This is a genomic window from Pseudidiomarina marina (assembly GCF_003987045.1).
In the GTDB taxonomy this organism is placed as follows: Bacteria; Pseudomonadota; Gammaproteobacteria; order Enterobacterales; family Alteromonadaceae; genus Pseudidiomarina; species Pseudidiomarina marina.
In genome coordinates this window covers 1-21,930 of sequence record NZ_PIPZ01000001.1, presented here as the reverse complement: position 1 = coordinate 21,930, position 21,930 = coordinate 1, and the positions used below count along the sequence as shown (strand labels likewise).

17 protein-coding genes and 1 rRNA gene are annotated in these 21,930 nt (G+C 45.3%); 11 read left to right on the top strand and 7 right to left on the bottom strand.

Going from position 1 to position 21,930, the window contains the following annotated elements:
- Positions 1 to 72: 72 nt before the first annotated feature.
- The 3 genes from CWI76_RS00090 to CWI76_RS00080 all read left to right on the top strand — a co-directional run bounded on the left by CWI76_RS00090 (position 73) and on the right by CWI76_RS00080 (position 2,895).
- Positions 73 to 345 (top strand): oxidative damage protection protein, encoded by a 273-nt coding sequence (locus CWI76_RS00090; protein WP_126758378.1) that lies wholly within the window; start codon positions 73 to 75, stop codon positions 343 to 345.
- 187 nt (positions 346 to 532) lie between these two features.
- Positions 533 to 1,645, top strand: a complete 1,113-nt coding sequence (proB, locus tag CWI76_RS00085; RefSeq protein WP_126758377.1) for a glutamate 5-kinase — start codon at positions 533 to 535, stop codon at positions 1,643 to 1,645.
- Positions 1,642 to 2,895 (top strand): glutamate-5-semialdehyde dehydrogenase, encoded by a 1,254-nt coding sequence (locus tag CWI76_RS00080; protein WP_126758376.1) that lies wholly within the window; start codon positions 1,642 to 1,644, stop codon positions 2,893 to 2,895. The genes proB and CWI76_RS00080 overlap by 4 nt, the downstream gene beginning before the upstream one ends.
- A gap of 43 nt (positions 2,896 to 2,938) precedes the next feature.
- Here CWI76_RS00080 and waaA read toward each other — a convergent pair whose 3' ends face one another.
- Complete coding sequence (waaA, locus tag CWI76_RS00075) at positions 2,939 to 4,957, bottom strand: lipid IV(A) 3-deoxy-D-manno-octulosonic acid transferase (RefSeq protein WP_126758375.1); 2,019 nt, start codon at positions 4,955 to 4,957, stop codon at positions 2,939 to 2,941.
- A 6-nt stretch (positions 4,958 to 4,963) separates the two neighbouring features.
- Entirely contained in the window at positions 4,964 to 5,704 is a 741-nt protein-coding gene (locus CWI76_RS00070; protein WP_126758374.1) for a glycosyltransferase, read from the bottom strand.
- A gap of 121 nt (positions 5,705 to 5,825) precedes the next feature.
- Here CWI76_RS00070 and CWI76_RS00065 point away from each other — a divergent pair, with 121 nt between their 5' ends.
- Positions 5,826 to 7,427, top strand: coding sequence for a cryptochrome/photolyase family protein (locus CWI76_RS00065; RefSeq protein WP_126758373.1), 1,602 nt, complete (start codon positions 5,826 to 5,828; stop codon positions 7,425 to 7,427).
- Between the two features lie 34 nt (positions 7,428 to 7,461).
- Positions 7,462 to 7,995 carry a lipocalin family protein gene (locus tag CWI76_RS00060; RefSeq protein ID WP_126758372.1) on the top strand — a complete coding sequence of 178 codons (534 nt, stop codon included), beginning with the start codon at positions 7,462 to 7,464 and terminating at the stop codon, positions 7,993 to 7,995.
- 3 nt (positions 7,996 to 7,998) lie between these two features.
- On the opposite strand, the gene CWI76_RS00055 is transcribed toward CWI76_RS00060, so the two are convergent.
- Positions 7,999 to 9,843 carry a DEAD/DEAH box helicase gene (locus CWI76_RS00055; RefSeq protein ID WP_126758371.1) on the bottom strand — a complete coding sequence of 615 codons (1,845 nt, stop codon included), beginning with the start codon at positions 9,841 to 9,843 and terminating at the stop codon, positions 7,999 to 8,001.
- Between the two features lie 259 nt (positions 9,844 to 10,102).
- On the opposite strand from CWI76_RS00055, the gene CWI76_RS00050 reads away from it, so the two are divergent.
- From CWI76_RS00050 to nspC, 6 genes are all read left to right on the top strand, one after another.
- Positions 10,103 to 11,560, top strand: a complete 1,458-nt coding sequence (locus CWI76_RS00050) for an NAD-dependent succinate-semialdehyde dehydrogenase (protein ID WP_241967912.1) — start codon at positions 10,103 to 10,105, stop codon at positions 11,558 to 11,560.
- Positions 11,557 to 12,930 carry an aldehyde dehydrogenase family protein gene (locus CWI76_RS00045; RefSeq protein WP_126758370.1) on the top strand — a complete coding sequence of 458 codons (1,374 nt, stop codon included), beginning with the start codon at positions 11,557 to 11,559 and terminating at the stop codon, positions 12,928 to 12,930. The genes CWI76_RS00050 and CWI76_RS00045 overlap by 4 nt, the downstream gene beginning before the upstream one ends.
- Before the next feature lie 130 nt (positions 12,931 to 13,060).
- Positions 13,061 to 14,479 carry a sodium-dependent transporter gene (locus CWI76_RS00040; RefSeq protein WP_126758369.1) on the top strand — a complete coding sequence of 473 codons (1,419 nt, stop codon included), beginning with the start codon at positions 13,061 to 13,063 and terminating at the stop codon, positions 14,477 to 14,479.
- 3 nt (positions 14,480 to 14,482) lie between these two features.
- Positions 14,483 to 16,399 carry a tRNA(Met) cytidine acetyltransferase TmcA domain-containing protein gene (locus tag CWI76_RS00035; protein ID WP_126758368.1) on the top strand — a complete coding sequence of 639 codons (1,917 nt, stop codon included), beginning with the start codon at positions 14,483 to 14,485 and terminating at the stop codon, positions 16,397 to 16,399.
- A 95-nt stretch (positions 16,400 to 16,494) separates the two neighbouring features.
- The gene (locus CWI76_RS00030; RefSeq protein WP_126758367.1) at positions 16,495 to 17,694 is read left to right on the top strand and encodes a saccharopine dehydrogenase family protein; all 1,200 of its coding nucleotides are present in this window, start codon (positions 16,495 to 16,497) and stop codon (positions 17,692 to 17,694) included.
- Between the two features lie 4 nt (positions 17,695 to 17,698).
- The gene (gene nspC / locus CWI76_RS00025; RefSeq protein WP_126758366.1) at positions 17,699 to 18,835 is read left to right on the top strand and encodes a carboxynorspermidine decarboxylase; all 1,137 of its coding nucleotides are present in this window, start codon (positions 17,699 to 17,701) and stop codon (positions 18,833 to 18,835) included.
- A 70-nt stretch (positions 18,836 to 18,905) separates the two neighbouring features.
- Here nspC and CWI76_RS00020 read toward each other — a convergent pair whose 3' ends face one another.
- The 4 genes from CWI76_RS00020 to rrf form a co-directional block, all read right to left on the bottom strand.
- A complete protein-coding gene (locus CWI76_RS00020; RefSeq protein WP_126758365.1) occupies positions 18,906 to 19,649 on the bottom strand; it encodes a type III pantothenate kinase in 744 nt (247 codons plus the stop codon).
- A complete protein-coding gene (gene birA / locus CWI76_RS00015; RefSeq protein WP_126758364.1) occupies positions 19,639 to 20,628 on the bottom strand; it encodes a bifunctional biotin--[acetyl-CoA-carboxylase] ligase/biotin operon repressor BirA in 990 nt (329 codons plus the stop codon). Before birA ends, CWI76_RS00020 begins: the two co-directional genes overlap by 11 nt.
- The gene (gene murB, locus CWI76_RS00010) at positions 20,625 to 21,626 is read right to left on the bottom strand and encodes a UDP-N-acetylmuramate dehydrogenase (protein WP_126758363.1); all 1,002 of its coding nucleotides are present in this window, start codon (positions 21,624 to 21,626) and stop codon (positions 20,625 to 20,627) included. The genes birA and murB overlap by 4 nt, the downstream gene beginning before the upstream one ends.
- Before the next feature lie 202 nt (positions 21,627 to 21,828).
- Positions 21,829 to 21,930 (bottom strand): 5S ribosomal RNA (rrf, locus tag CWI76_RS00005); the annotation flags it as partial.

Sequence of the window (21,930 nt, the reverse complement as noted above, 5' to 3'; positions counted from 1 at the left end):
GTCAGTAAGTTTGCATTCACTGACATCGGCACCGTAAAATAATCCTCTAATTTAAAGCCGAATGAGGTTGTCATGAGCCGTACCGTATATTGTGAATACCTGAAGAAAGAAGCTGAAGGTTTAGACTTTCAACTCTATCCAGGTGAGCTTGGTGAGAAAATCTTTAATAGCATTTCAAAGGAAGCATGGGCTGAGTGGCAAAAGAAACAAACCATGTTGATTAACGAAAAGCGTTTAAATCTTATGGACCCGCAAGCTAGAAGTTTTCTTGAAGAACAAATGAAAGCTTTCTTATTTGAAGGCAAAGAAGTAGATATTGAAGGCTACACCCCACCCACAAAATAAACACCTCTAAAAACCCCGCCTTGCGGGGTTTTTAATGTTTATAAAAAGTAAAGTTTCATTTCACTAAAGCCCTATTTCCTTATCTTATGCCTTATATAGTGGGCATTTCCTTCACTTATCCCTCTGAACTAGAGAAAGCACCCCAAATCTGTTAGACTACATACGAATTTTTCAAGAGGGAGAAGTTATGGAAATGCCTTCCTGGCAACGTGCTGTTCTAAAAGTCGGCAGTGCGTTGATTGCGCCAGACGATACAGGAACGAGCAGTAAATACTTATTAGCTATCGCTCGATTTATTATTGAGTGTCACGAACGCGGACAAGAAATCGTCCTCGTTTCATCAGGTAGTGCTGCAGCGGGCAGAAAACATATTAGTTTCGATGGCGACAAGCTTCCGGTGACCATAAAAAAAGCGATGGCTGCTGTTGGACAAAACGACATGATGGCCAACTGGTCGCGGTTTTTTGACTTCCCGTGCGCACAGGTTTTGATGACCCACGGTGATTTACGCGATCGCGCTCGCTATGTCAGTGTTCGAAACACCCTTCGCACATTGTTAGAACACGATGTATTACCCATCGTGAATGAGAACGATGCATTAGCTACCGACGAAATGAAGGTAGGCGATAATGATAACTTGGCTGCAATGGTAGCGACCCTTGTAGACGCCGATGCATTGTTCATTTGTTCTGACATAGATGGCTTGTTTGATGCCGATCCGCGAGTAAAACCCGATGCGAAAAAAATTCCAGAGGTAAATGAAATTACCGAGGAAATTTTTGCATTAGCCGGTGGAACCACAAATAAAATTGCAACGGGTGGTATGCGTACCAAGATTGAGGCAGCTGAAAAAGCCACCTCTCATGGTATTGATACGTACATCGTTAACGGCCGCAAAGGAGAAACCTTCGAACACTTATTACAGGGCCAAAATCCTGGAACATTGTTCAAGCGCCAGCAAGATCCGATGAGCAATAAAAAACATTGGTTACGGCATACGTTAATTTCACAAGGCGAGCTCGTTATTGACGAAGAATCTGCAGCAGCGCTTAGCCGCGGAGAGTCGTTAACAACGAGTGGCATTGTCGACGTTCAGGGCGACTTCAATCGCGGCGATGCCGTTGTGATTCGTAGCGGAAGTACAGCCGAGGCTATTGGCAAAGGTATCTGCCAATACAGCTCACACGAACTAATGCATATCAAAGGGCAAGAAATTAGTGATATAGCCGAAGCGTATGGCTACAGCCCAATCTCAGAAGTAATAGAAAGTAATGATTTAATGATACTGGAGGACGAATGAGTACTCAGTTAGCTAAACAAATTTCAAAACGCGCAGCAGTTGCTGCCCGCGCAGTCGCCAATTTATCAGAAGCTAAAAAGAATCAAGTATTGCAGCGTATGGCTGATGCCATTCGCGCAGCAAAAAGCACTATCTTAGCGGTTAATGAAAAAGACATGGCTGCGGGGAAAGAAAAAGGCTTATCAGAAGCGATGCTTGACCGGTTGCAACTGAATGATGAGCGCATTGAGGGCATGGCGAGCGCCATTGAGGAGATAATCGAACTCTCCGATCCAGTTGGTGAACGCAAACATTTTGAGACTCGCCCAAATGGTATTCAGGTCGATAAAATGCGTATTCCGCTAGGCGTAATCTGCATGATTTATGAGGCACGCCCGAATGTGACGGCCGACGCTGGAGCTCTGTGTTTCAAATCTGGCAACGCTGTTATCTTACGTTGCGGTCGAGAAGCCATAGAAACGAGTAAGGCTATAGCGGATGCACTGCATCAAGCACTTCGCGATAGCGAATTGCCAGAAGACGTTATTACTGTTGTTCCTTCGCCGGATCGCGATTTGATGACTGAGCTACTCAAGCAAGACAAGTACATTGATTTAGTCATTCCTCGGGGTGGCGAAGGCTTGATCCATTTTGTCAGTGATAACAGTAAAATCCCTGTTATCCAGCACTACAAAGGCGTATGCCATTTATATATTGATAAAGATGCGGATTTAGATAAAGCCCTCAATATCTTGCTGAATGGTAAAACTCAACGTACAGGGGTGTGTAACGCGCTTGAAGGTTTAGTCGTGCATCAAGATATCGCTCCGAAGTTTTTACCGGTTGCAGCAAAAGCCTTGGCTGAGAAAAACGTTGTCATTCATTCAGACAATGCATCAGCATCTTACTTTGATAGTCCTGATGTCATTGCAGAGGATGCTTTTGGTGAAGAGTATCTGGCTTTAGAAATTGCGGTGAGAACCGTCAAGGATTTCGACCAAGCACTTGATCATATTCATCACTTCGGCAGTGGCCATACTGAAGTAATCGTCACTGAGAATAAAGAAGCTGCCGACCGCTTTATTCGTGAAGTCGATTCAGCGGTGACAATGGCAAATGCTTCTTCACGGTTTAGTGATGGCGGTCAGTTAGGCTTAGGTGCTGAAATTGGTATTTCTACCAGTAAATTACACGCATACGGCCCAATGGGGTTACAGGCACTGACAACTGAAAAGTTCGTGGTGACCGGTACTGGGCAAATTCGCGAGTAATTTACTCGCGTCTGTAGCCGTGTAACCGCCTTAAGCAGTCACGTTAGCTATAGGCATCGACTAAAAGAGGCCAATCTCGTGTTTCATTAAAATGAAATGCTCGGTTGGCTTCTTTTGCTTTGGTTAGTTCTTTATTAAACGAACGTAGCAAACGTTGTAGATTGGCTTCTCGCCATTCGCCTTCCGCTTTAAATCCACACTTATCAAAATCGACAATCCAGCACTTGCCGTTATCATCGAGCATGATGTTGTGGCAGTTCAAATCAGAATGATAAACACCTGCACTGTGCAACTCACGTATTGTTCTACCAACTTGTTGCCACTCTGAATCAGTGAGAGACCGTTGCAGTAGTAACTTGAATAGGTCTTGCGCATTAGGAATAACCTCAACCAAGATATCAGCGCGATATCCCCAGACTGGTGCTTCTACATACCGAGCTGCAACTGGCCGAGGCACTGGAAGTGCTAACTCTCGTAATTTCAGCAGTAGCGAGAACTCAGCCATGGCACGACTATTAGCAATTGGCTCACGTTTGAAGCGATCTTTATTCACCTTTCCAACCAGGCCACCGCGATAATAATGCCGTAACAATAAACCGTGCTCTCCTGCATCCACGAAGAACGCTGTGCTCCGCCCTGTCGCCGAGCCCTTCACTTTATTCTGACTCTGCCAAAAACTCGCATCAAAGTGATCTGATGTACAACCATCCAAAATGCTCGGGTCATACCAAATTTCCATTTTGTCGTTCGGCTTAGCTGTTTTTATCATTGACATCGTCCTCACTTTCTCGGCGTTGCGTGCAAACGGCACGAAGCGCTCAATATCCTGTAAAATAGCTTCCGTTGCGCCTTGATCGTTGGCAAATTCATCAAATGCATGGTTTGCATGTTGCGTAGCTTGCTGCGGGTGAGCCAGCCATTCATTCCACGCAGCGGCTAACGCTTTTGCATCAGCAACTATATGAACACCATCCACCGCTTTTAAGCGCTGATAAATTTCATCAAAATTGAATACATGCGGACCGGAGATTACTGCTGTATGGGTCGCGATTGGCTCAAGTGGATTATGCCCACCTCGTTCAATCAGGCTCCCCCCAACAAATGCAGCATCGGCCACGGCGTACCATAACAATAACTCACCCATTGAATCCGCAAGAAAAACTTGATGAGATGGTTGTACAGTTTGCGCGGTACTGCGGCGCACATAACTAAACTGCTGCTGTTCTATTAACCGAGCCACTGAATCAAATCGCTCAGGATGACGAGGCACGATAATTAACAGTGCGTTGGGATGTTGCCCTAGTACCGAGCTAAACGCTTCAAGAATTTGCGCATCTTCACCATCGTGAGTGCTTGCGGCAACAAGAACCGGTCGGTTTAATTCATCGCGCCAGCTCTTAGCTTGTTGATGTATTTCATCGCTGACCTGAAAATCGTGCTTTAAATTTCCGCGCACAGCGAGTTTATCATTCGGTACCTTAAGCGCTTCAAAGCGCTCAGCACTCGCATTCGTTTGTGCGGCAATAAAGTTCACGCGCTGCCAGATTGGACCAAGTAGCCAAGCATATTTCTGATAGCTTTTTGCTGAACGCTCCGACATACGAGCATTAACAACTAAAACAGGTATGTTTCGCAGGTGACATTGCTCGAGCAAACACGGCCACACTTCGGTTTCAAGTACGATAAGTAAGCGCGGACTGAGTTTACTAATAAACCGCTTCATTGCTCCGGGGGTATCAATCGGCAGGTAACTATGAAAGACACGCTCACCAAACAGCTTCAGCGCCATTTCCGCAGCTGTCGGTGTCATTGATGTCAACGTCACCGGAAGATGCGGGTAAGCGTGTAAGACACGCTCGATAAGCCCACGGGCAGCTACCGTTTCGCCAACTGACACACAATGAATGACAATGCCATCGCGAACTTGTGGCGGAATTTTCTGAAGTGCGAGGCGCTCGCTCCAGCGTTCTCGATAAGCCGAAGCCTTCGCTCCACGCAACCAGAGATAAATAAATACCAATGGCGTCGCAAAGCGAATAAGCAGTTTATACCAAACAGTCATTAGCGCTTAACGCCAGTACTCTTTGATCCATGTTGTAGGAAGTACCTTGCGGTACCATTTACCACTGCGTCCAGCTATCGCATCGTCAGGATGTGGGCGACCATGGAAAATGATTACCTTGGCGCCCTCAGGAATGCGTGGCTGTTGAAAGAAACTCAATGGGAATGGACGTAGACAATGACGTTTGAAACTGCGACACCATTGCGCTGGCCAATATTTTAATTTTCCCTGACGCGCAACAAACTGCGTAATGAATTCCTGCTCATTGCGAACATCTTTACGTGAGCCAACTGGATCTGCTTTCAGATGTTCTAGAGCATCAACATGAGCACCAATATTAAAACGAAATACCGAGGTATTTCCGGTAGCATCGGATTTATCCCATTCTTTAATTACCAAAAACTCGCCTTCTGGCTCAAAGAACTCATCCAAGCTTCCTACAATGACAATATCAAGATCCAAGAACAACGTTGGCCCTTGTAAATCGTAAAGTGGATTCGCGAAACAGGTCAATTTCAACCAGCCGTGGGCGAATGTCCATGGTTTACGCTGGTCAAAATCTTCAAATCCGATTTCTGGAATTGGCTTTACTTCAACCTCGTCGCGAATTCCTTCTGCGTCATCTGTGAAGCATACAAAACGGTATGGCAATGAAATATTGCGACTCACCATTGAGTACAGTGTATTGACATAGTCAGAGCCGTACTTGTTGCCCCACTTGATACAAATAATATTAACTGGCTGCATGATGTTCCTGCCTGAGGGTTAACTAATTTAATAGACGCATAATGCCAAATTTTCGGTGATCTCGCTATGCTAAAACACGTATTTAGCATTGATTCCCTATAACTTAGCGTAGATTTAACAGATGGCCACTCATTCGTCGTCCTTATCTTTTGGTGATATCAGTTTTAATCGCCTACCAAATGATTCAATTACCACCTTAGCACTTGTTTTAGGTGATCAATTGAATGCTGGTCATAGCTGGTTTAAAACGATTGATCGCAATCGACTATTCGTACTGATGGAAGTACGCGAAGAAACCGACTACGCCAAACACCACATTCAGAAAATTGTTGGGTTCTTCGCTGCGATGCGTCATTTCGCGCAAGCATTAAGCGCGGCTGGACATCACGTTTGTTACCTATCACTAGATGATCCGAACAACCGTCAGAGTGTTACCAAAAACTTATCCGCGCTGCTTCAGCGTCTTCCTCGTACACGACAAGTTCAGCTCCAACAACCCGATGAGTATCGTGTTGATGAGTACCTACAAGCTTGGGCTGGGCAGCAGTCGGTTGAAGTGCAATGGTATGACAGTGAGCACTTCTTAACTCAACGCAGTGTGTTAAATGACTGGTTCCCAGGTAAAGAAAACTTCTTAATGGAATCGTTCTACCGCCGGGTTCGCCAACAAACTGGCTACCTCATGGAAAACGATAAACCAATAGGTGGTAAATGGAATTTTGATAAAGACAATCGTAACAAACTGCCCAATCAACAAGATGTTGCCAAACCATTATTGTTTTCCCATAACGTAAGCGACATTATCGCTATGTTGAAAAAAGCAGGCGTTGAAACCATCGGTGACATTGAACCGCAGCGATTCATTTGGCCAACATCACGGCTCGAATCGAGGCAACTACTCGACTTTTTCGTGGAAAACCTACTAGAAAATTTTGGACGCTATCAAGATGCTATGCACACGGAGTATTGGTCGCTTTTTCATGCGCGTTTGTCATTTTCACTAAATACCAAAATGCTCAGTCCTCGCGAAGTTGTCGAGAAAGCAATTTCCTATTGGCAGAACAATTCATCTCGAATAAACATCGCACAAATTGAGGGATTTGTACGTCAGATCATTGGTTGGCGAGAGTTTATTCGGGCTATTTACTGGCATCACATGCCTGACTATTCCACCACCAACTTTTTTGAAAACAAAGCCCCTTTGCCAAGTTATTACTGGACCGGCAAAACACACATGCTGTGCATGGCAAAAAGTATTCAGCAATCGCTTGAATTTAGCTATGCACACCACATTCAACGGTTAATGATTACTGGCAATTTTGCACTGCTTGCGAACGTGAACCCTGACGAGGTCGACGCTTGGTATTTAGGAATTTATATCGACGCCTTGCAGTGGGTCGAGTTGCCAAATACACGCGGCATGAGTCAATTTGCTGATGGTGGAGTTCTTGCCACCAAACCCTATGTATCGAGCGGTTCTTACATCAATAAAATGTCGAATTACTGTCAGCATTGTCACTATGACGTCAATCAACGTGTCGGCACAAATTCATGCCCTTTCAACAGTCTGTATTGGCATTTTATAGATTCTCATTACGAGCAACTTAGCAAGAATGCGAGATTGGGATTAATCTTAAGCCAATGGGATAAACGAGATAAGACAGATAAGCAAGAACTATTGGAGCAAGCGCGCTTGTACTTAAACCAAATTGATTCGTTATAAACGGAGTTGATAGAAACGCTAAAAAGGAAAAAATATGAGCAGATTTATAGTTATCTTACTCACCAGTTTTTATATCGTCGGTTGTAGCAGCAATCCAACACCGGTGGCTCCGGTAATTGATAAGTTTGAAGCGACGAAATACCTAGGCACATGGCACGAAATTGTTCGCTTACCACATAGCTTTGAAGAAGGATTAGAACGTGTTACAGCTGAATATCGGCTCAATCAGGACGGTACCATTGAAGTCACTAACCGCGGCTACAATACCGAGCTTGGTGAATGGGAAACAGCAATTGGCCTTGCCAAGCCTGTCGATACGGCCATGTATAAAGTAACATTCTTTTGGCCATTTTATGGTGGTTACTACATTAGTGAATTGCAAACAAATGACGCTGGAGAATACTCATTGGCGGTCATTACGAGCGATAGCCATGATTATTTTTGGGTGCTCTCACGTACACCAAATGTACCAGAAAGCGAACTTGAGGAAATAATGAAGAAAGCTGAGGCTTGGGGGTATGACACCAGCCTGATGATTCGAGTGAACCATCAGGCCGGATATCAATAACACTTACTGAGCGCGACGCGCGCGACGTTCGCCTGGATTACCGCGTCCGCCTTTATTATCACCACGACGTTGCGCACCTTTAAACGGTGGACGTTCGCCGGCAGGTGGACGTGGACGACGAGTAATTTGCTCACCTGGAGCTAACTCGAGGCCCATCTGTTGTTGACGTACACGCGCACGTTGTAATACGCGCACAACAGCTGTCGGCATGCCTTTTGGTAGCTCAACCAAGCTATGGCCGTCAAATAACTGAATTTGACCGATAAAACGGCTATCCATATCAGCTTCGTTCGCAATGGCACCAACGATATCTTGTGGACGAGCACCGTGCTCACGACCAACTTGAATGCGATAAGTGTCAAACTCAACGTTCGCATCACGACGATCTCGAGAGCTGCGTTTTTCGCGACCATCACGACTATCGCGGCTATCGCGGCTATCGCGGCTATCACGAGCATCACGTTTACCACGACGTTCAGTACGTTCTTCAAATTTACGTGGCGCCGGATCATCCGCAACAATCAACGGACGCTGCAAGTTTTGCTGAGCTAACAAAGCGGCAGCAATTTGCTCTGCCGACAAACCCGTATCAGCTTGCATTTTGGCAATGATTTCGTTCAATTGGTTAAATTGACCACCAGCAACCGTCGTTACGATTTGCTCTTGCAGTTTCTGTTGGCGATGCGCACTCAATTCTTTCGCATTCGGAACTTCAAAGTATTCAATAGTTCCGTTGGTTAAGCGCTCATAGGTGCGAAGCAAATGCTTTTCTTTGTTGCGATAGAACAAAATCGCTTCACCACTACGTCCGGCACGGCCGGTACGACCAATTCGGTGAACATAAGATTCGCTATCGCCTGGTAAATCATAGTTCACAACGTGCGTGATTTCTGGCACGTCAAGACCACGCGCTACCACATCCGTTGCTACTAAGATTTCGATACGACCGCTACGCAATTGCGCCACAGTTTGCTCGCGCTGTGCTTGGTTCAAGTCACCACTTAATGGAGACGCTTTAAAACCAGATGCTTGCAGTTGCTCAGTAACATCCATGGTGTCTGAACGCGTACGTACGAAAATCAATACGCGCTGATACTCTAAGGTTTCGAGCAAACGCGTTAACGCTTGCATTTTACTCAAGCCACGCACTAACCACGCGCGTTGACGAATCGTCGCCTTCGCTTTCTCAATGGCTGCAATTTGAATATTTAACGGTTGCTCACCCGCTTCGGTAACAAGGAAAGTCTTCGCTAATTTACGAATTGCCGGAGGCATGGTCGCCGAGAATAACGCGCGCTGTGCTGTGTTCGGCACTGCGCCCATGATGGTTTCGATATCGTCAATGAAGCCCATGTTGAGCATTTCATCGGCTTCATCAAGCACCGCTAAACGCAAAGCGCTTAAGTTCAAAACGCCTTTGTTTAATAAATCGAGTAAACGACCTGGCGTTCCCACAACAACATGAGCACCGCCGCGTAACGCTTTAATTTGTGGACCAAAAGCTGCGCCACCATAAACGGTAGCCACTTCAAGACCGCGCATTTGCTGTCCGAATTCTGCTACAGCTTCAGCAACTTGAATCGCCAGCTCACGAGTCGGTGCAACCACCAACATCTGTGTCGCGCGTTCTTTGGTATCAATTGCAGACAAACCTGGCAAACCAAACGCAGCCGTTTTACCGGTACCGGTTTGCGCTTCGCCAAGCACGTTCTTGCCTTCAATCAGGGCAGGAATTGCTTGTAACTGAATTGGCGTCGGTTGGGTGAAATTCATTTTTTCTAGCTGTTTAAGCACAACAGCAGGCAGGGCCAGATCGGCAAACGATTGGCCAGTCATTACTTCAGACATATTTTTCTCACATGTTTCTGTATTGCATATATAAGGGGGATATACGCCCAGCTACAGAACACGATGAACACTCTGGCAGGAATTTAGGCGCTGTTTACCCCAGCATATTCAGGGGTAAGTCCGCTCCCATCAATAGCGGTAATGACCCTGAGGCGGCGAACTATACGCTAATTGTTAAATAAACACAAGGTAAACTAGCATTGAAGTTCTGACGTATAAGCCTAATACTGAGTTATACATTCAAAAATTGGGAGTAGTCATGTCAACACATACCATGCGTTCACTCGTTCAAACCAATGCTTTCATTGATGGTCATTGGATACCAACCGATAAACGCTTCGAAGTGACCAACCCAGCCACTGGAGAGACTATCGCTGAGGTTGCTGACGGCGACGCAACCATGGCTGAACGCGCAGTGGAGGCTGCTCATAAAGCCTTGAAGCATTGGCGTGAAAAAACCCCGAAACAGCGAGCTGACCTGTTGCGCCGCTGGTATCAAAGCATGCTCGATAATAAACAAGCACTTGGTGAATTAATGAGTGCTGAGCAAGGCAAACCGATTGCCGAAGCCATCGGAGAGATAGAATATGGCGCCAGCTTCGTGGATTGGTTCGCTGGTGAAGCTGAACGTTGTTACGGAGATATTTTGCCCGTTAGTGCAAACGACAAACGCAGTTGGATTATCAAGCAACCGATTGGCGTATGTGCTGCCATCACGCCGTGGAACTTCCCCAATGCGATGATTACGCGAAAGGTTGCTCCCGCCCTTGCTGCAGGTTGCACAATTGTTGTTAAGCCACCACAACTAACGCCGCTTTCAGCACTAGCACTTGCGCAACTTGCTAGTGAAGTAGGCATTCCGGATGGCGTAATTAATTTTGTGCCAACAACACAGTCAAAAGAAGTTGGCGAAGTATTCACTCAACATCCTCGTGTTAAGAAATTTACCTTTACCGGCTCAACTGCAGTCGGTAAAGCACTAATGGAACAGTGTGCGCAAACCATGAAAAAAGTTTCACTTGAGTTAGGAGGCAATGCACCATTCATTGTATTTGACGATGCTGATATTGATGTGGCAGTTCGCGAACTAATTGCATGCAAATTCCGTAATGCAGGCCAAACCTGCATTAGCGCCAATCGTGTTTTAGTGCAAGAAACCGTGCACGAAGCATTCATTGAAAAATTACAGAGCTCATTGGCAACAATCAAAGTTGCTCCTGGCGATGCAGAAGAAGTGGACTATGGTCCCCTGATTAACTCTGCTGCAATAGACAAAGTTGAAGAATTGCTTAAAGATGCGCAGCAGCATGGCGCTAAACTTGTCACCGGCGGCAAAGTTCTAACAGAACTGGGTGAGTTATTCTACGCCCCTACTTTAATCACTGAGATAACGCCGGCAATGCGTATTGCACAAGAAGAAATATTTGGCCCGGTTATTGCCGTACAAAAATTTACCGATGAGGCGCAAGGCATCGCGCGCGCAAATGATACACCGTTTGGTCTAGCCGGTTATTTTTGCGCTCAAGATTACACTCGCATTCAACGCGTCAGTGAACAACTTGAATGTGGCATGTTAGGGATTAATGCCGGCGCAATTTCTCACGCGTACAATGCTTTTGGCGGCGTGAAAGAATCCGGTATTGGCCGTGAGGGCTCTCGCTATGGCTTGGCCGAATACCAAGAAACTAAGAACATCACCTTAGGCGGCTTTGCATGAAACAACAGTTAGAACAACGCTTGCAGCGATTGAGGACCACCTACAATAGCGGTTTGACCCGCTCAGTTGCGTGGCGCAAAGAGCAACTCCAGAAATTGCAGCAGATGCTTGATGAGCACGAAAAAGAACTCCTAAACGCGTTACAAGAAGATTTAGGGAAATCGTCAGCTGAAGGTTGGCTTACCGAGCTAGGTTTTCTAATAAGCGATATCAAGCATACACTGCATCATTTAAATCAGTGGGTGAAGCCAAAACGCGTACGGCAGCCACTGCTAGCGTGGCCAGGTAAAAGTTATCTGCATCCAGAACCTCTTGGTGTGGTTCTTATTATTGGGGCTTGGAACTATCCACTACAATTACTCCTTAGTCCTCTGGTAGCTGCTCTTGCCGCAGGTAACTGTGTGGTTGTTAAGCCATCTGAGTTATCACCTAAAACGGCAGAGCTTATTGAGCGCCTATTGCCTGATTACCTGGCTCCAGAAGCTGTTCATGTTGTCACCGGTGGCGCCGATGTCGCCTCTGAGCTATTAACACATCGTTTCGATCACATTATGTATACAGGTGGTGGACGCGTGGGCAAGATTGTTATGCATGCCGCTGCAGAACATCTAACCCCGGTAACTTTAGAGCTAGGTGGAAAAAGCCCAGCTGTGGTTTTAGCCGATGCCAATATCAGCGTTGCAGCACGACGAATTGCGTGGGGAAAATGGATAAATGCCGGCCAAACCTGCATTGCTCCCGATTATGTCTTGGTGGATGAGGCAAAACATGACGAGTTTATCGCTGCGTTAAAACAATCCTGCGAAGCTTTTTTTGGAGATGATCCGCAACACTCAGCTGATTATGGTCGAATTGTTAATCGTCAGCATTTTGATCGCCTTAAAACTTATCTCAATGACGGCCAAATTGTGTTTGGTGGCGAGTTTGACGGAGACGACCGTTACATTCAGCCGACTGTTCTATCTGACGTTGACCCTGCCAGCAAGGTCATGCAAGAAGAAATCTTTGGCCCTATTTTACCGGTTCTTAAAGTTAAAAATCTGGCGGAAGCTATCAACTTTATACAAGAACGAGATAAACCTCTGGCTCTCTACGGCTTTAGTAATTCCGCACGGCAACTACAACAACTCACCGAACAAACTCACGCGGGGAACCAGTGTAACAATGACACCTTGATGTTTATGCTCAATCCAGAGTTGCCGTTTGGTGGCGTCGGACCTAGTGGTATGGGCCGGTACCACGGTAAATTTGGTTTTGATACGTTTAGCCATATGAAATCGGTAATGACGAGACCATTTGCTATTGACCCAAATTTTCGGTACCCGCCATACACGTCATTTAAGCAAAAAATACTACGTTGGTTCTCGTAATCGACCCGTGACCAGACTAAAACCGCATATTTTTAGCGGTTGGTCTGGTCTGCTTGCCGGCGATGAACGCATGCGCTAGGATTGTGCGGTTTGCAAACCATTATAATAACGAATAGCAAGGGTTCTCTCTATGAGCGCATCTCGTGAGCATTTCAGCTCCAAAATCGGTTTTATTCTTGCCGCAGCTGGTTCTGCGGTCGGCATTGGTAATCTTGTAGGCTTCCCCGTTGCAGCAACCAAAAATGGCGGCGGCGCATTTTTATTAATTTATGCATTATTTGTAGCGTTCATTTGTCTACCTGTCATGTTGGCAGAAATGGGACTTGGCCGCCGAGCTCAGCACAGTCCTTATAAAGCATATTCAGAACTTGGACAGGGCTTAAAACGTTGGCGTATAGCTGGCTTATTGGCAACCATAACGCCGTTTATGATCGCCGTGTTTTATATGGTCATCACGGTATGGATTTTTGGCTATCTCGTGCAATCGTTGCTTGGCAACCTTGATGCTCTGGCCAGTGAGGGTTTCTTTACTAACTTCGTTAACGACTATGATTTCATTTGGTATTTAGTCGGCGTTACCATCATTATCAACTTTATTTTGGTTGGTGGTGTTCGCAAAGGCATTGAGCGCGCATCTAAAATTCTCATGCCAACGCTATTTCTAATGCTCATCTTGCTTGTTATTTTTGTCCTGACATTAGATAACGCATGGGCTGGAGTGAAATTCTATCTGGTGCCAGATTTTAGCCAAATTAATGGTTCAGTGATTAACGGGGCATTGGCGCAGGCATTTTTCTCATTATCGCTCGGTATGGGTATTCTGATCACATACGGTTCTTACTTCCGCCGTAGTGATGACATTGTCACATCAGGTAAACTGGTTGCAGTCACTGACACAGCGGTTGCATTTATTGCCGGTCTAATGACATTGCCAGCAATTTTCGCCATTTATCCAGATACTAATCCTGATTCGTTGAGCGATTCTTCGGTAAGCATGATATTTTCATTCTTTCCAAATATTTTCCTAGCACTATCAGAATCGGTTGGATACTTAGCTGCCAGTGTTGCTGCGACCATTTTCTTTTTATTAGCGTTTGTTGCGGCAATTACGTCGCTGGTTTCTATTATTGAAGTACCAACGTCATCATTAATGGAAAAGCGTGACATTTCACGTAAGAAAGCCCTATTGATTATGGGTATTGCAATTACCGTACTTACGCTAATTGCGGCAACCTCATTTGGTTTGGTTCCATGGTTCACAGCTTTCACCCATTATGCCGGTGTTGATAAATCGGTTTTTGATGTCATCTATGACGTCTTCTACGATACAATTTTACCGCTGAATGGTTTGCTCATCTGTTTGTTTGTACGTTTTCGTTGGAAACGCAGTCAGCTAACCGCAGAATTAAGCGAGGGGAATCAAGCTTATGCAACCTCATGGCTGGAAAAGTACGTAAGCTTTGCAATTGGTACATTTATTCCGTTGATTCTTGCTGTTGTATTCATCAACACCGTGCTAACTAAATTCTTCGCAATCTCGCTCATTTAAACTATGGGATTACAGCGAATTGCTCATCACCTAAAGACTGCTCGCGTTCGAGCAGTCTTTTTGTTTGATGGTCCACGTGATTGGCAGGCATTTCACAAAAATGCAGTGATAAATCAACTTCCTACTGCGTTGTGTTTATCTGATAACGAAAGCAATGACATTGCGGTACATCGGTATCGCGATTACTTAGGTTCGTCGAACGATTTCGTTGTGCTTGAGTTCACAGAAGTGATTCACGCTGATGCCCTTGCTGCATTAGCGGGGACCGTGAACGGAGGTGGCATTTTGTTTGTCTTTCTGCCGGAAGCAGTAACGCCTTTTAAAAAGCGTCTGCTCGCTTCCAGCGTTAATTTTGCTCGAATTGAAATCCTAAAACCGGATACAGATTTAAAAGCCTTAACGCAAGAATTAGCCGGCTCGAACTTACCGAAATCAAAAAAAATAAGCTTACCGAACTCAACGCAAAAGACAATTATTGAGAAAATGATTGATCTACCCGGCACCTGCCATATTCTCATGGCCGACCGCGGGCGAGGGAAAAGCACAACTCTTGGCTTGGCTTGCCAAGCATGGATACGAAATTATCGCGGCCGCGAGCTGGTAGTCACCGGACCTCGGCCCTCCGCAACCACAACGCTACTTGAACATGCAGCAAAATCAGTTCGCTTTGTACCTTGGGATAAATTATTGAGTGATTATGCCCCACAAAGCGTACGACTTATCATTGACGAAGCCGCAGCGATACCAATGCATGTATTACAACAACTAGTGCAACGATTTACCGTTTGGGCAGTAGCGAGTACCGTAGATGGTTATGAAGGTTGCGGCCGAGGTTTTGCAGTTCGCTTTGTTGAATGGTTACAGCAGCAGCGTACGTGCAAGCTGCATGACTTAACAGAGCCAATGCGTTGGTCGGTAAATGATGAAGTGGAGCCGTGGTTGAATCAGGCGTTATTAATGCAGGCTCACCATCAGAAAAACGACCATTCAATTTTTACAGATACGCAATCGTCGACAACGTTTCAAGACACGCACGCAAGCGAACTGTCTGAGTATGACCTGCAAGAAGTTATTACTTTACTTCTAGAAGCTCACTATCAGAGTAGCCCTAACGACTTACGCTTACTGCTCGACGACCAGCAACAAAGACTTGTTTTAGCTCGTCGCCAAGATAGTATCATTGGTGTTATCTGGTATAGCCTCGAGGGTCAATTACCGCAAGAATTACAACAACCTATCGTCGATGGAAAACGCCGCCTGAATGGTCAAATATTGCCACAAGCAATAGCATTTTACTTGCAACAATTAGAGGTTTTGAGCTGGCGGTGGTGGCGAGTTACCCGAGTAGCAGTTCACGATAAAGTTCGTCGCCAGGGTATTGGTTTAGAACTCCTAAACGAGCTAAAGAAGCTATCATTACACGCACAAGTTGATGCGTTAGGATCAAGTTTTGGTGCCAGCCCCGACGTATTAGAGTTTTGGCGTCAAAGTCCTTATAAAATTGTGCGCATGGGCCGAAAACTCAATATGGCGAGTGGTTACCCAAACGCCATCCTCGCACTCGGGCTTAATGATGAAAGTCGCGAGCTTATTGAAAGACTTCACCAGTATTGTAATGCTGAGCTGGATTGGCGTAATCATGTTGATGTGAGTGTTAACACAGCCATGTACCGCATTGCACGAGCAGTATTGGTGGGATTCGCATATGGAAATTTACCATTTACTGAAGCTCAGTTCGCATGGAACGTTTGTGATAAAAAATATCCAATAAAAGCCTCTGGTGTCACCCTTCCAGGGCAGATATTGAATGTGGCTGAAGACCTTGCCCGACTCACTCAAAAGTACGGATACAGTAGTCAGCAAACGATGCAAAATCAGTTGCGCCAAATTGCACGCGAATATCTCGAACTCACCCGTTAAACACTGTTAAAATAGTTACCTAAACATGCTTAGTTAGCAAAATTATGCTATCTTTTAGCCTTTGTGTTCACCCACAACGGAAGGGTATTTTTAACATGTCACGAGTTTTAATTATTGGTGCGGGCGGCGTTGCTGGCGTCGTTGTAAAAAAATGTGCGATGCTGCCGGAGTACTTTTCGGAAATTCACCTAGCTAGCCGAACTGTTTCTAAATGCGAAAAGCTTCAAGAAGAAGTGGGCAAGGATCGCGTCGTCGGTGTTTATCAAGTTGATGCTGATCAAGCTAGCGAAGTTGCTGACCTTATTCGCAAAGTACAACCAAGTCTAGTGATCAACGTTGCCTTACCATATCAAGATTTACCAATTATGGATGCTTGTCTCGAAACTGGCGTACATTATCTTGATACCGCGAACTATGAACCGAAAGACGAAGCCAAGTTTGAATACTCATGGCAGTGGGCTTATCAAGACAAGTTTAAAGAGAAAGGCATTATGGCCTTACTTGGAGCTGGATTTGACCCGGGTGTGACTAACGTGTTCACTGCATATGCAGCGAAACATTATTTCGATGAAGTTCACTATTTAGATATCGTTGACTGTAATGGAGGCGACCACGGTCAAGCCTTTGCAACCAACTTTAACCCAGAAATAAATATCCGCGAAATTACCCAACGCGGTAAATTCTGGGAAAACGGTGAATGGCACGAAACCGATCCAATTAGTGTTCGCGAAGACCTAGACTATCCGGGTGTTGGTGTGCGCGCTTCTTACCTACTTTTCCATGAAGAGTTAGAGTCATTAGTGAAACACTTTCCAACCTTGAAACGTGCGCGATTCTGGATGACCTTTGGCGAGCAATACCTAACGCATTTGCGCGTGTTAGAGAATGTTGGCATGACCTCAATTGAGCCAATTGAGTTCCAAGGGCAAAAAATAGTACCGTTGGAATTCCTTAAAGCCGTTTTACCTAACCCGGGTTCTTTGGCTGAAGGTTACACCGGTATGACTTGTATTGGTACCTACGTCACCGGTATCAAAGATGGCAAAGAGAAGACTATCTTTATCTACAACAATTGTGATCACGCTGTTTGTAATGCTGAAGTCGGCGCTCAGGCTGTGTCATATACAACTGGCGTTCCTGCGATGATCGCTGCATCAATGATGCTGCAAGGTCATTGGATGAAGCCAGGCGTTTGGAACATGGAACAATTTGATCCAGACGAGTTCATGGAACGCCTGAATAAATATGGCTTGCCATGGAAAGTTGTTGAAACTGAATCGCCATTTAAGCGCTAATATCATGACGAATCCATTTCTAGACTCGGCAATTCCGTCGCCTTGTTACGTTTGTGACGAGGCGGCGCTTGAGCGCAATCTTCAATTAATGCAGCGCGTTCAACAAGAAAGCGGTGCCGACATCATTTTGGCACTGAAAGGTTTCTCGATGTGGAGTACCTTTCCTTTAGTAAAACAGTATTTGAAAGGGTGCACTGCTAGCTCAGTTTGGGAAGCACGTTTAGCTGCCGAAGAATTTGGTCGCGAAGTTCATGCTTATGCTCCTGCGTACAAACAAAGTGATATTGATGAATTATTACCAATAGTTCATCACATTTCTTTCAACAGTTTGTCGCAATGGCAACGCTATCGCGAACAAACTCTCGCTTCCGGTGTTTCAGCTGGACTCCGCGTCAATCCTGAACATCAAGAAGCAGAAACTGAGTTGTACGATCCGAGTGCTCCTGGTTCACGCCTTGGCATTCGCGCTTCAGAATTGGCAGGCGCAGATTTAACGGGTATCGACGGACTACACGTTCATAACCTATGCGAGTGCGACTCATTTGCTCTCGAGCGCACCCTTGCGGCGGTCGAGTCAAAGTTCGGGCATCTTCTGCATAAAATGAAGTGGCTTAACCTAGGCGGTGGTCATCTGATGACCCGTAAAGGTTATGATGTTGAACACCTGATTAAACAATTAAAGCGCATTCAAGAAACCTACAGCATTCAGGTTATTCTTGAACCGGGTTCAGCCGTTGCATGGCAAACAGGTCCGTTGGTAGCTGAAGTCGTTGATATTATCGAAAATGATGGGCAAATTGCCTTGTTAGATATATCTGCAACAGCACACATGCCTGATGTATTAGAGATGCCTTATCGACCGAATATCACCGGTGCTCGTGAACCTGGTGTATTACCAAACACTTATAAGCTAGGTGGTAACTCATGCTTAGCTGGTGATGTGATTGGTCTGTATAGCTTTGAGGAACCGCTGCAGCCAGGCGATCGTCTTATTTTTGAAGATATGATGCACTACACAATGGTAAAAACATCATTCTTTAATGGCGTTGAACATCCTAGCATTGGCATTTTGCGCCGCGACGGTAAATTCGATTTGATTCGAAAATTTACTTACGAAGACTTCCGCGGAAGGCTCTCATAATTACTTGTTTTCATCGATGTTTGCTTACGCTTTACAGAAAAAAGCACAGCTAAATAAAGCTGTGCTTTTTTTATGCCTGCCGCGCGTAACAAGCTAGTCCTTGCAGAACTAACTCACTTCGGACTTCTCCTCGACGCTTTAAATCTGCAGGAAGTAGTGGAATCGAGCCACCGCTAAATAGAATGCGATAATCAAACCAGTCAAGCTCAGTTTCAGAAACGGCTATTGCTTGTCGAACTAAGCCAACAAAAGCATTCACGCAGCCATTCAATAAACATTCAGGCGTGTTTTGACCCAGTTGATGCGCCTTACCCCAATGGTCATCACCTTCGTGGCCGACAAACACTCCTGGAGCCCGATTGATAACCGAATGTTTCATGAGATGCACACCCGGCGCAATCCAGCCGCCCAAATGCTGCCCATTCTCATCTATCCAGTCCACCGTGATGGCTGTTCCAGCATCGATGATCACTGTAGCTTTTGGTTGCTCATCAAATGCGCCTACCATAGCCAACCATCTATCAACACCGAGATTCCTGAATTCGGCATACGAGTTTGTTACACCGAAAGCCTTAGATTCTGTAACGACTCGTACAACCGTTTTCTTCGCATTATCGAGCCAAGCTTCAACCACCTGATTGCGGTCTTGGCTGCTCACGCTCGCCAACCACACACTTTCAATACCGTCAGGCAATGTGTGCTGATTAAGTTCTGCGTAAGCCACATTCAGCCATGGCTCTAGGTGCCCTTCTGCATCCATTAAGGCTGTTTTAACTCGCGTATTACCTGCATCTATTAACAGTTTATGCGCCATAACGTAAACTTACCTCTCCTGCGTGAAAACGCTCTAGCTTACCGTCGCGTTTTACTAGTAATGCCCCACTTTCGTCTATACCTTCAGCAATGCCATGCAGTTCCTTCTCTCCCATGATAATGCGAACGGGCTTAAGAGCGAGTCGATCAAATTTTTGCCAGCGAGAAATAAATGGCTTCAATCCCTCACCTTCATATAGCTTCAGAGCTTTTCGGCATTTTGCGAGCAGGAGCGCGGCCAACTGATTTCGGTCAAAGTTATTGTTCAAAAGCGTACTCAAGTCTGTCCATGGTTGATCGATCTGCTCGCCTAGCCATTTTGGCATTTGAATATTGATACCAATTCCAATAATGGCATGCGCAACACCAAGCGCTTGACCTTCGAGTTCTATAAGAATACCGGCAACTTTCTTTCCGTCGACGATCACATCATTTGGCCATTTCACCTCGACATCATAAACGCCAAGCTCCGATAGCAGTTCAGCAATAACAGTACCTAATGCGAGACTCAACCCCATAGCCGCGCCCATACCATCTTCAAGGCGCCAATACATGCTCATGTAAAGATTGCTACCAAATGGTGAGATCCACCGTTTACCACGACGACCGCGGCCTTCGGTTTGCGCTTCAGAGAACACGGCATAACCAGAATCAATCGGACTGTTTAGCGCATGTTTAATAAAGTCATTGGTCGAGCCAATGACTCGCTCGAGGTGAACATTCTCTACGTTTTCATCGTTGGCGCGTAAATAATTGGTAACTCTTTCTAAATCGAGAAGCTTTAACTCTTTGGCAAATTTATATCCTTTACCTGTAACTCGAAAAACATCGATACCAAGCGCTTGAACATCCTTTATATATTGACTAATCGCGGTTCGGCTTACGTGAAGTTTTTCACCCAAGGCTTCACCGGAGTGAAACTGACCGTCACTCAGCATTTCGATAACCTGAACTATTCTCTCTATTCGCTGTGGCTTCATAACGAAACTAATCCTTTTTCGTCTAACAACCGAACTTCAGCTTCCAACTCAATACCGTAATTTTCATAGACAACTGATAGTATATGACGCGCTAGTTTTACCACATCTGCACCAGTTGCCCCGCCTGAATTTATCAATACCAAAGCTTGTTGCATATGAACTGCCGCACCACCAATCTTAAATCCTTTCAGGTTTAAATGATCAATTAACCACCCTGCAGCTAATTTAATTTCACCGGTAGCTAATTCAAAATAAGGCATTGTTGGAAAACGCTCAATCAGCTCGGAATATTTGCTTCTACTTATCACTGGATTTTTGAAAAAGCTACCAGCGTTTGGAATGACTTTAGGATCTGGTAGTTTCGCAGTTCGGATAGCTATAACCTTGTTCAAAATATCAGTAGCGGAAACTGGCTGATTTAATGCTTTTAGTTCACCATAAGATAACTCTGGTTGCCATAATTTTGGAATCAGGAAATGAACCTCAAGAATCACCCAGCGCATAGGATACTGTTTAAAAATGCTATCACGATAGCCAAACTGGCAATCAACAGTCGAAACGTTTACTAGTTTTCTTTCCTGTCTATCCCAAACCTGAACGTAGTCTATAAAATCACTGACTTCTCGACCGTATGCTCCGATATTCTGAACCGGTGCGGCTCCAACTGTACCTGGAATGAGAGCTAAATTCTCAAGTCCATGAATACCCTTCTTGTTTAAGAATAGTACCAGATTATGCCAATCTTCACCGGCTCCGACTTTAACTGACCAGTGCTCTTTAGCTTGCCTTACTTTTATACCTTTAACACGAACACAGACAATCGGCTTTTTAAAATCAGTCAAGAATATAGTATTAGAACCGCCTCCTAATATATATGCATCAGAAGGTATGTCGTTTACCTGTTCTTGGCTATCCAAGAAAATAATATCTTGCGCCTTTGCAGGTAATCGAAATGTATGAAGTGTAGATAAATCAGTGGAGATTTTTGTTTCGCTCATTCGCTGATTATACGGCTAAAAAGTTTAGAACGGTAGAAGGTGAAGGGCGTTATTCGTTATTCGTTGTTCGTTATTCGTTACTCGTTATTCGTGGGTGGGGTTGGCTTTTTCGAATAACCAATAACGAATAACCAATAACGCTTTTGGCTTTCCCCAAACGAAAAAACCCCGAGCGTCAGCTCGGGGTCTCGTCGTATTTGAAGCCTGGCGGTGTCCTACTCTCACATGGGGAAGCCCCACACTACCATCGGCGCTGAAGCGTTTCACTACTGAGTTCGGAATGGATCAGGTGGTTCCACTTCGC

What these genes read in the sequence shown, in the direction of transcription:
- murB (WP_126758363.1), bottom strand. Translation starts at nt 21,626, where the DNA reads ATGAGCGAAACAAAAATCTCCACTGATTTATCTACACTTCATACATTT.
- CWI76_RS00055 (WP_126758371.1), bottom strand. Translation starts at nt 9,843, where the DNA reads ATGTCTGAAGTAATGACTGGCCAATCGTTTGCCGATCTGGCCCTGCCT.
- CWI76_RS00030 (WP_126758367.1), top strand. Translation starts at nt 16,495, where the DNA reads ATGTCACGAGTTTTAATTATTGGTGCGGGCGGCGTTGCTGGCGTCGTT.
- CWI76_RS00035 (WP_126758368.1), top strand. Translation starts at nt 14,483, where the DNA reads ATGGGATTACAGCGAATTGCTCATCACCTAAAGACTGCTCGCGTTCGA.
- CWI76_RS00050 (WP_241967912.1), top strand. Translation starts at nt 10,103, where the DNA reads ATGTCAACACATACCATGCGTTCACTCGTTCAAACCAATGCTTTCATT.
- CWI76_RS00020 (WP_126758365.1), bottom strand. Translation starts at nt 19,649, where the DNA reads ATGGCGCATAAACTGTTAATAGATGCAGGTAATACGCGAGTTAAAACA.
- nspC (WP_126758366.1), top strand. Translation starts at nt 17,699, where the DNA reads ATGACGAATCCATTTCTAGACTCGGCAATTCCGTCGCCTTGTTACGTT.
- birA (WP_126758364.1), bottom strand. Translation starts at nt 20,628, where the DNA reads ATGAAGCCACAGCGAATAGAGAGAATAGTTCAGGTTATCGAAATGCTG.
- CWI76_RS00080 (WP_126758376.1), top strand. Translation starts at nt 1,642, where the DNA reads ATGAGTACTCAGTTAGCTAAACAAATTTCAAAACGCGCAGCAGTTGCT.
- CWI76_RS00040 (WP_126758369.1), top strand. Translation starts at nt 13,061, where the DNA reads ATGAGCGCATCTCGTGAGCATTTCAGCTCCAAAATCGGTTTTATTCTT.
- CWI76_RS00065 (WP_126758373.1), top strand. Translation starts at nt 5,826, where the DNA reads ATGGCCACTCATTCGTCGTCCTTATCTTTTGGTGATATCAGTTTTAAT.
- waaA (WP_126758375.1), bottom strand. Translation starts at nt 4,957, where the DNA reads ATGACTGTTTGGTATAAACTGCTTATTCGCTTTGCGACGCCATTGGTA.
- CWI76_RS00090 (WP_126758378.1), top strand. Translation starts at nt 73, where the DNA reads ATGAGCCGTACCGTATATTGTGAATACCTGAAGAAAGAAGCTGAAGGT.
- CWI76_RS00045 (WP_126758370.1), top strand. Translation starts at nt 11,557, where the DNA reads ATGAAACAACAGTTAGAACAACGCTTGCAGCGATTGAGGACCACCTAC.
- CWI76_RS00060 (WP_126758372.1), top strand. Translation starts at nt 7,462, where the DNA reads ATGAGCAGATTTATAGTTATCTTACTCACCAGTTTTTATATCGTCGGT.
- proB (WP_126758377.1), top strand. Translation starts at nt 533, where the DNA reads ATGGAAATGCCTTCCTGGCAACGTGCTGTTCTAAAAGTCGGCAGTGCG.
- CWI76_RS00070 (WP_126758374.1), bottom strand. Translation starts at nt 5,704, where the DNA reads ATGCAGCCAGTTAATATTATTTGTATCAAGTGGGGCAACAAGTACGGC.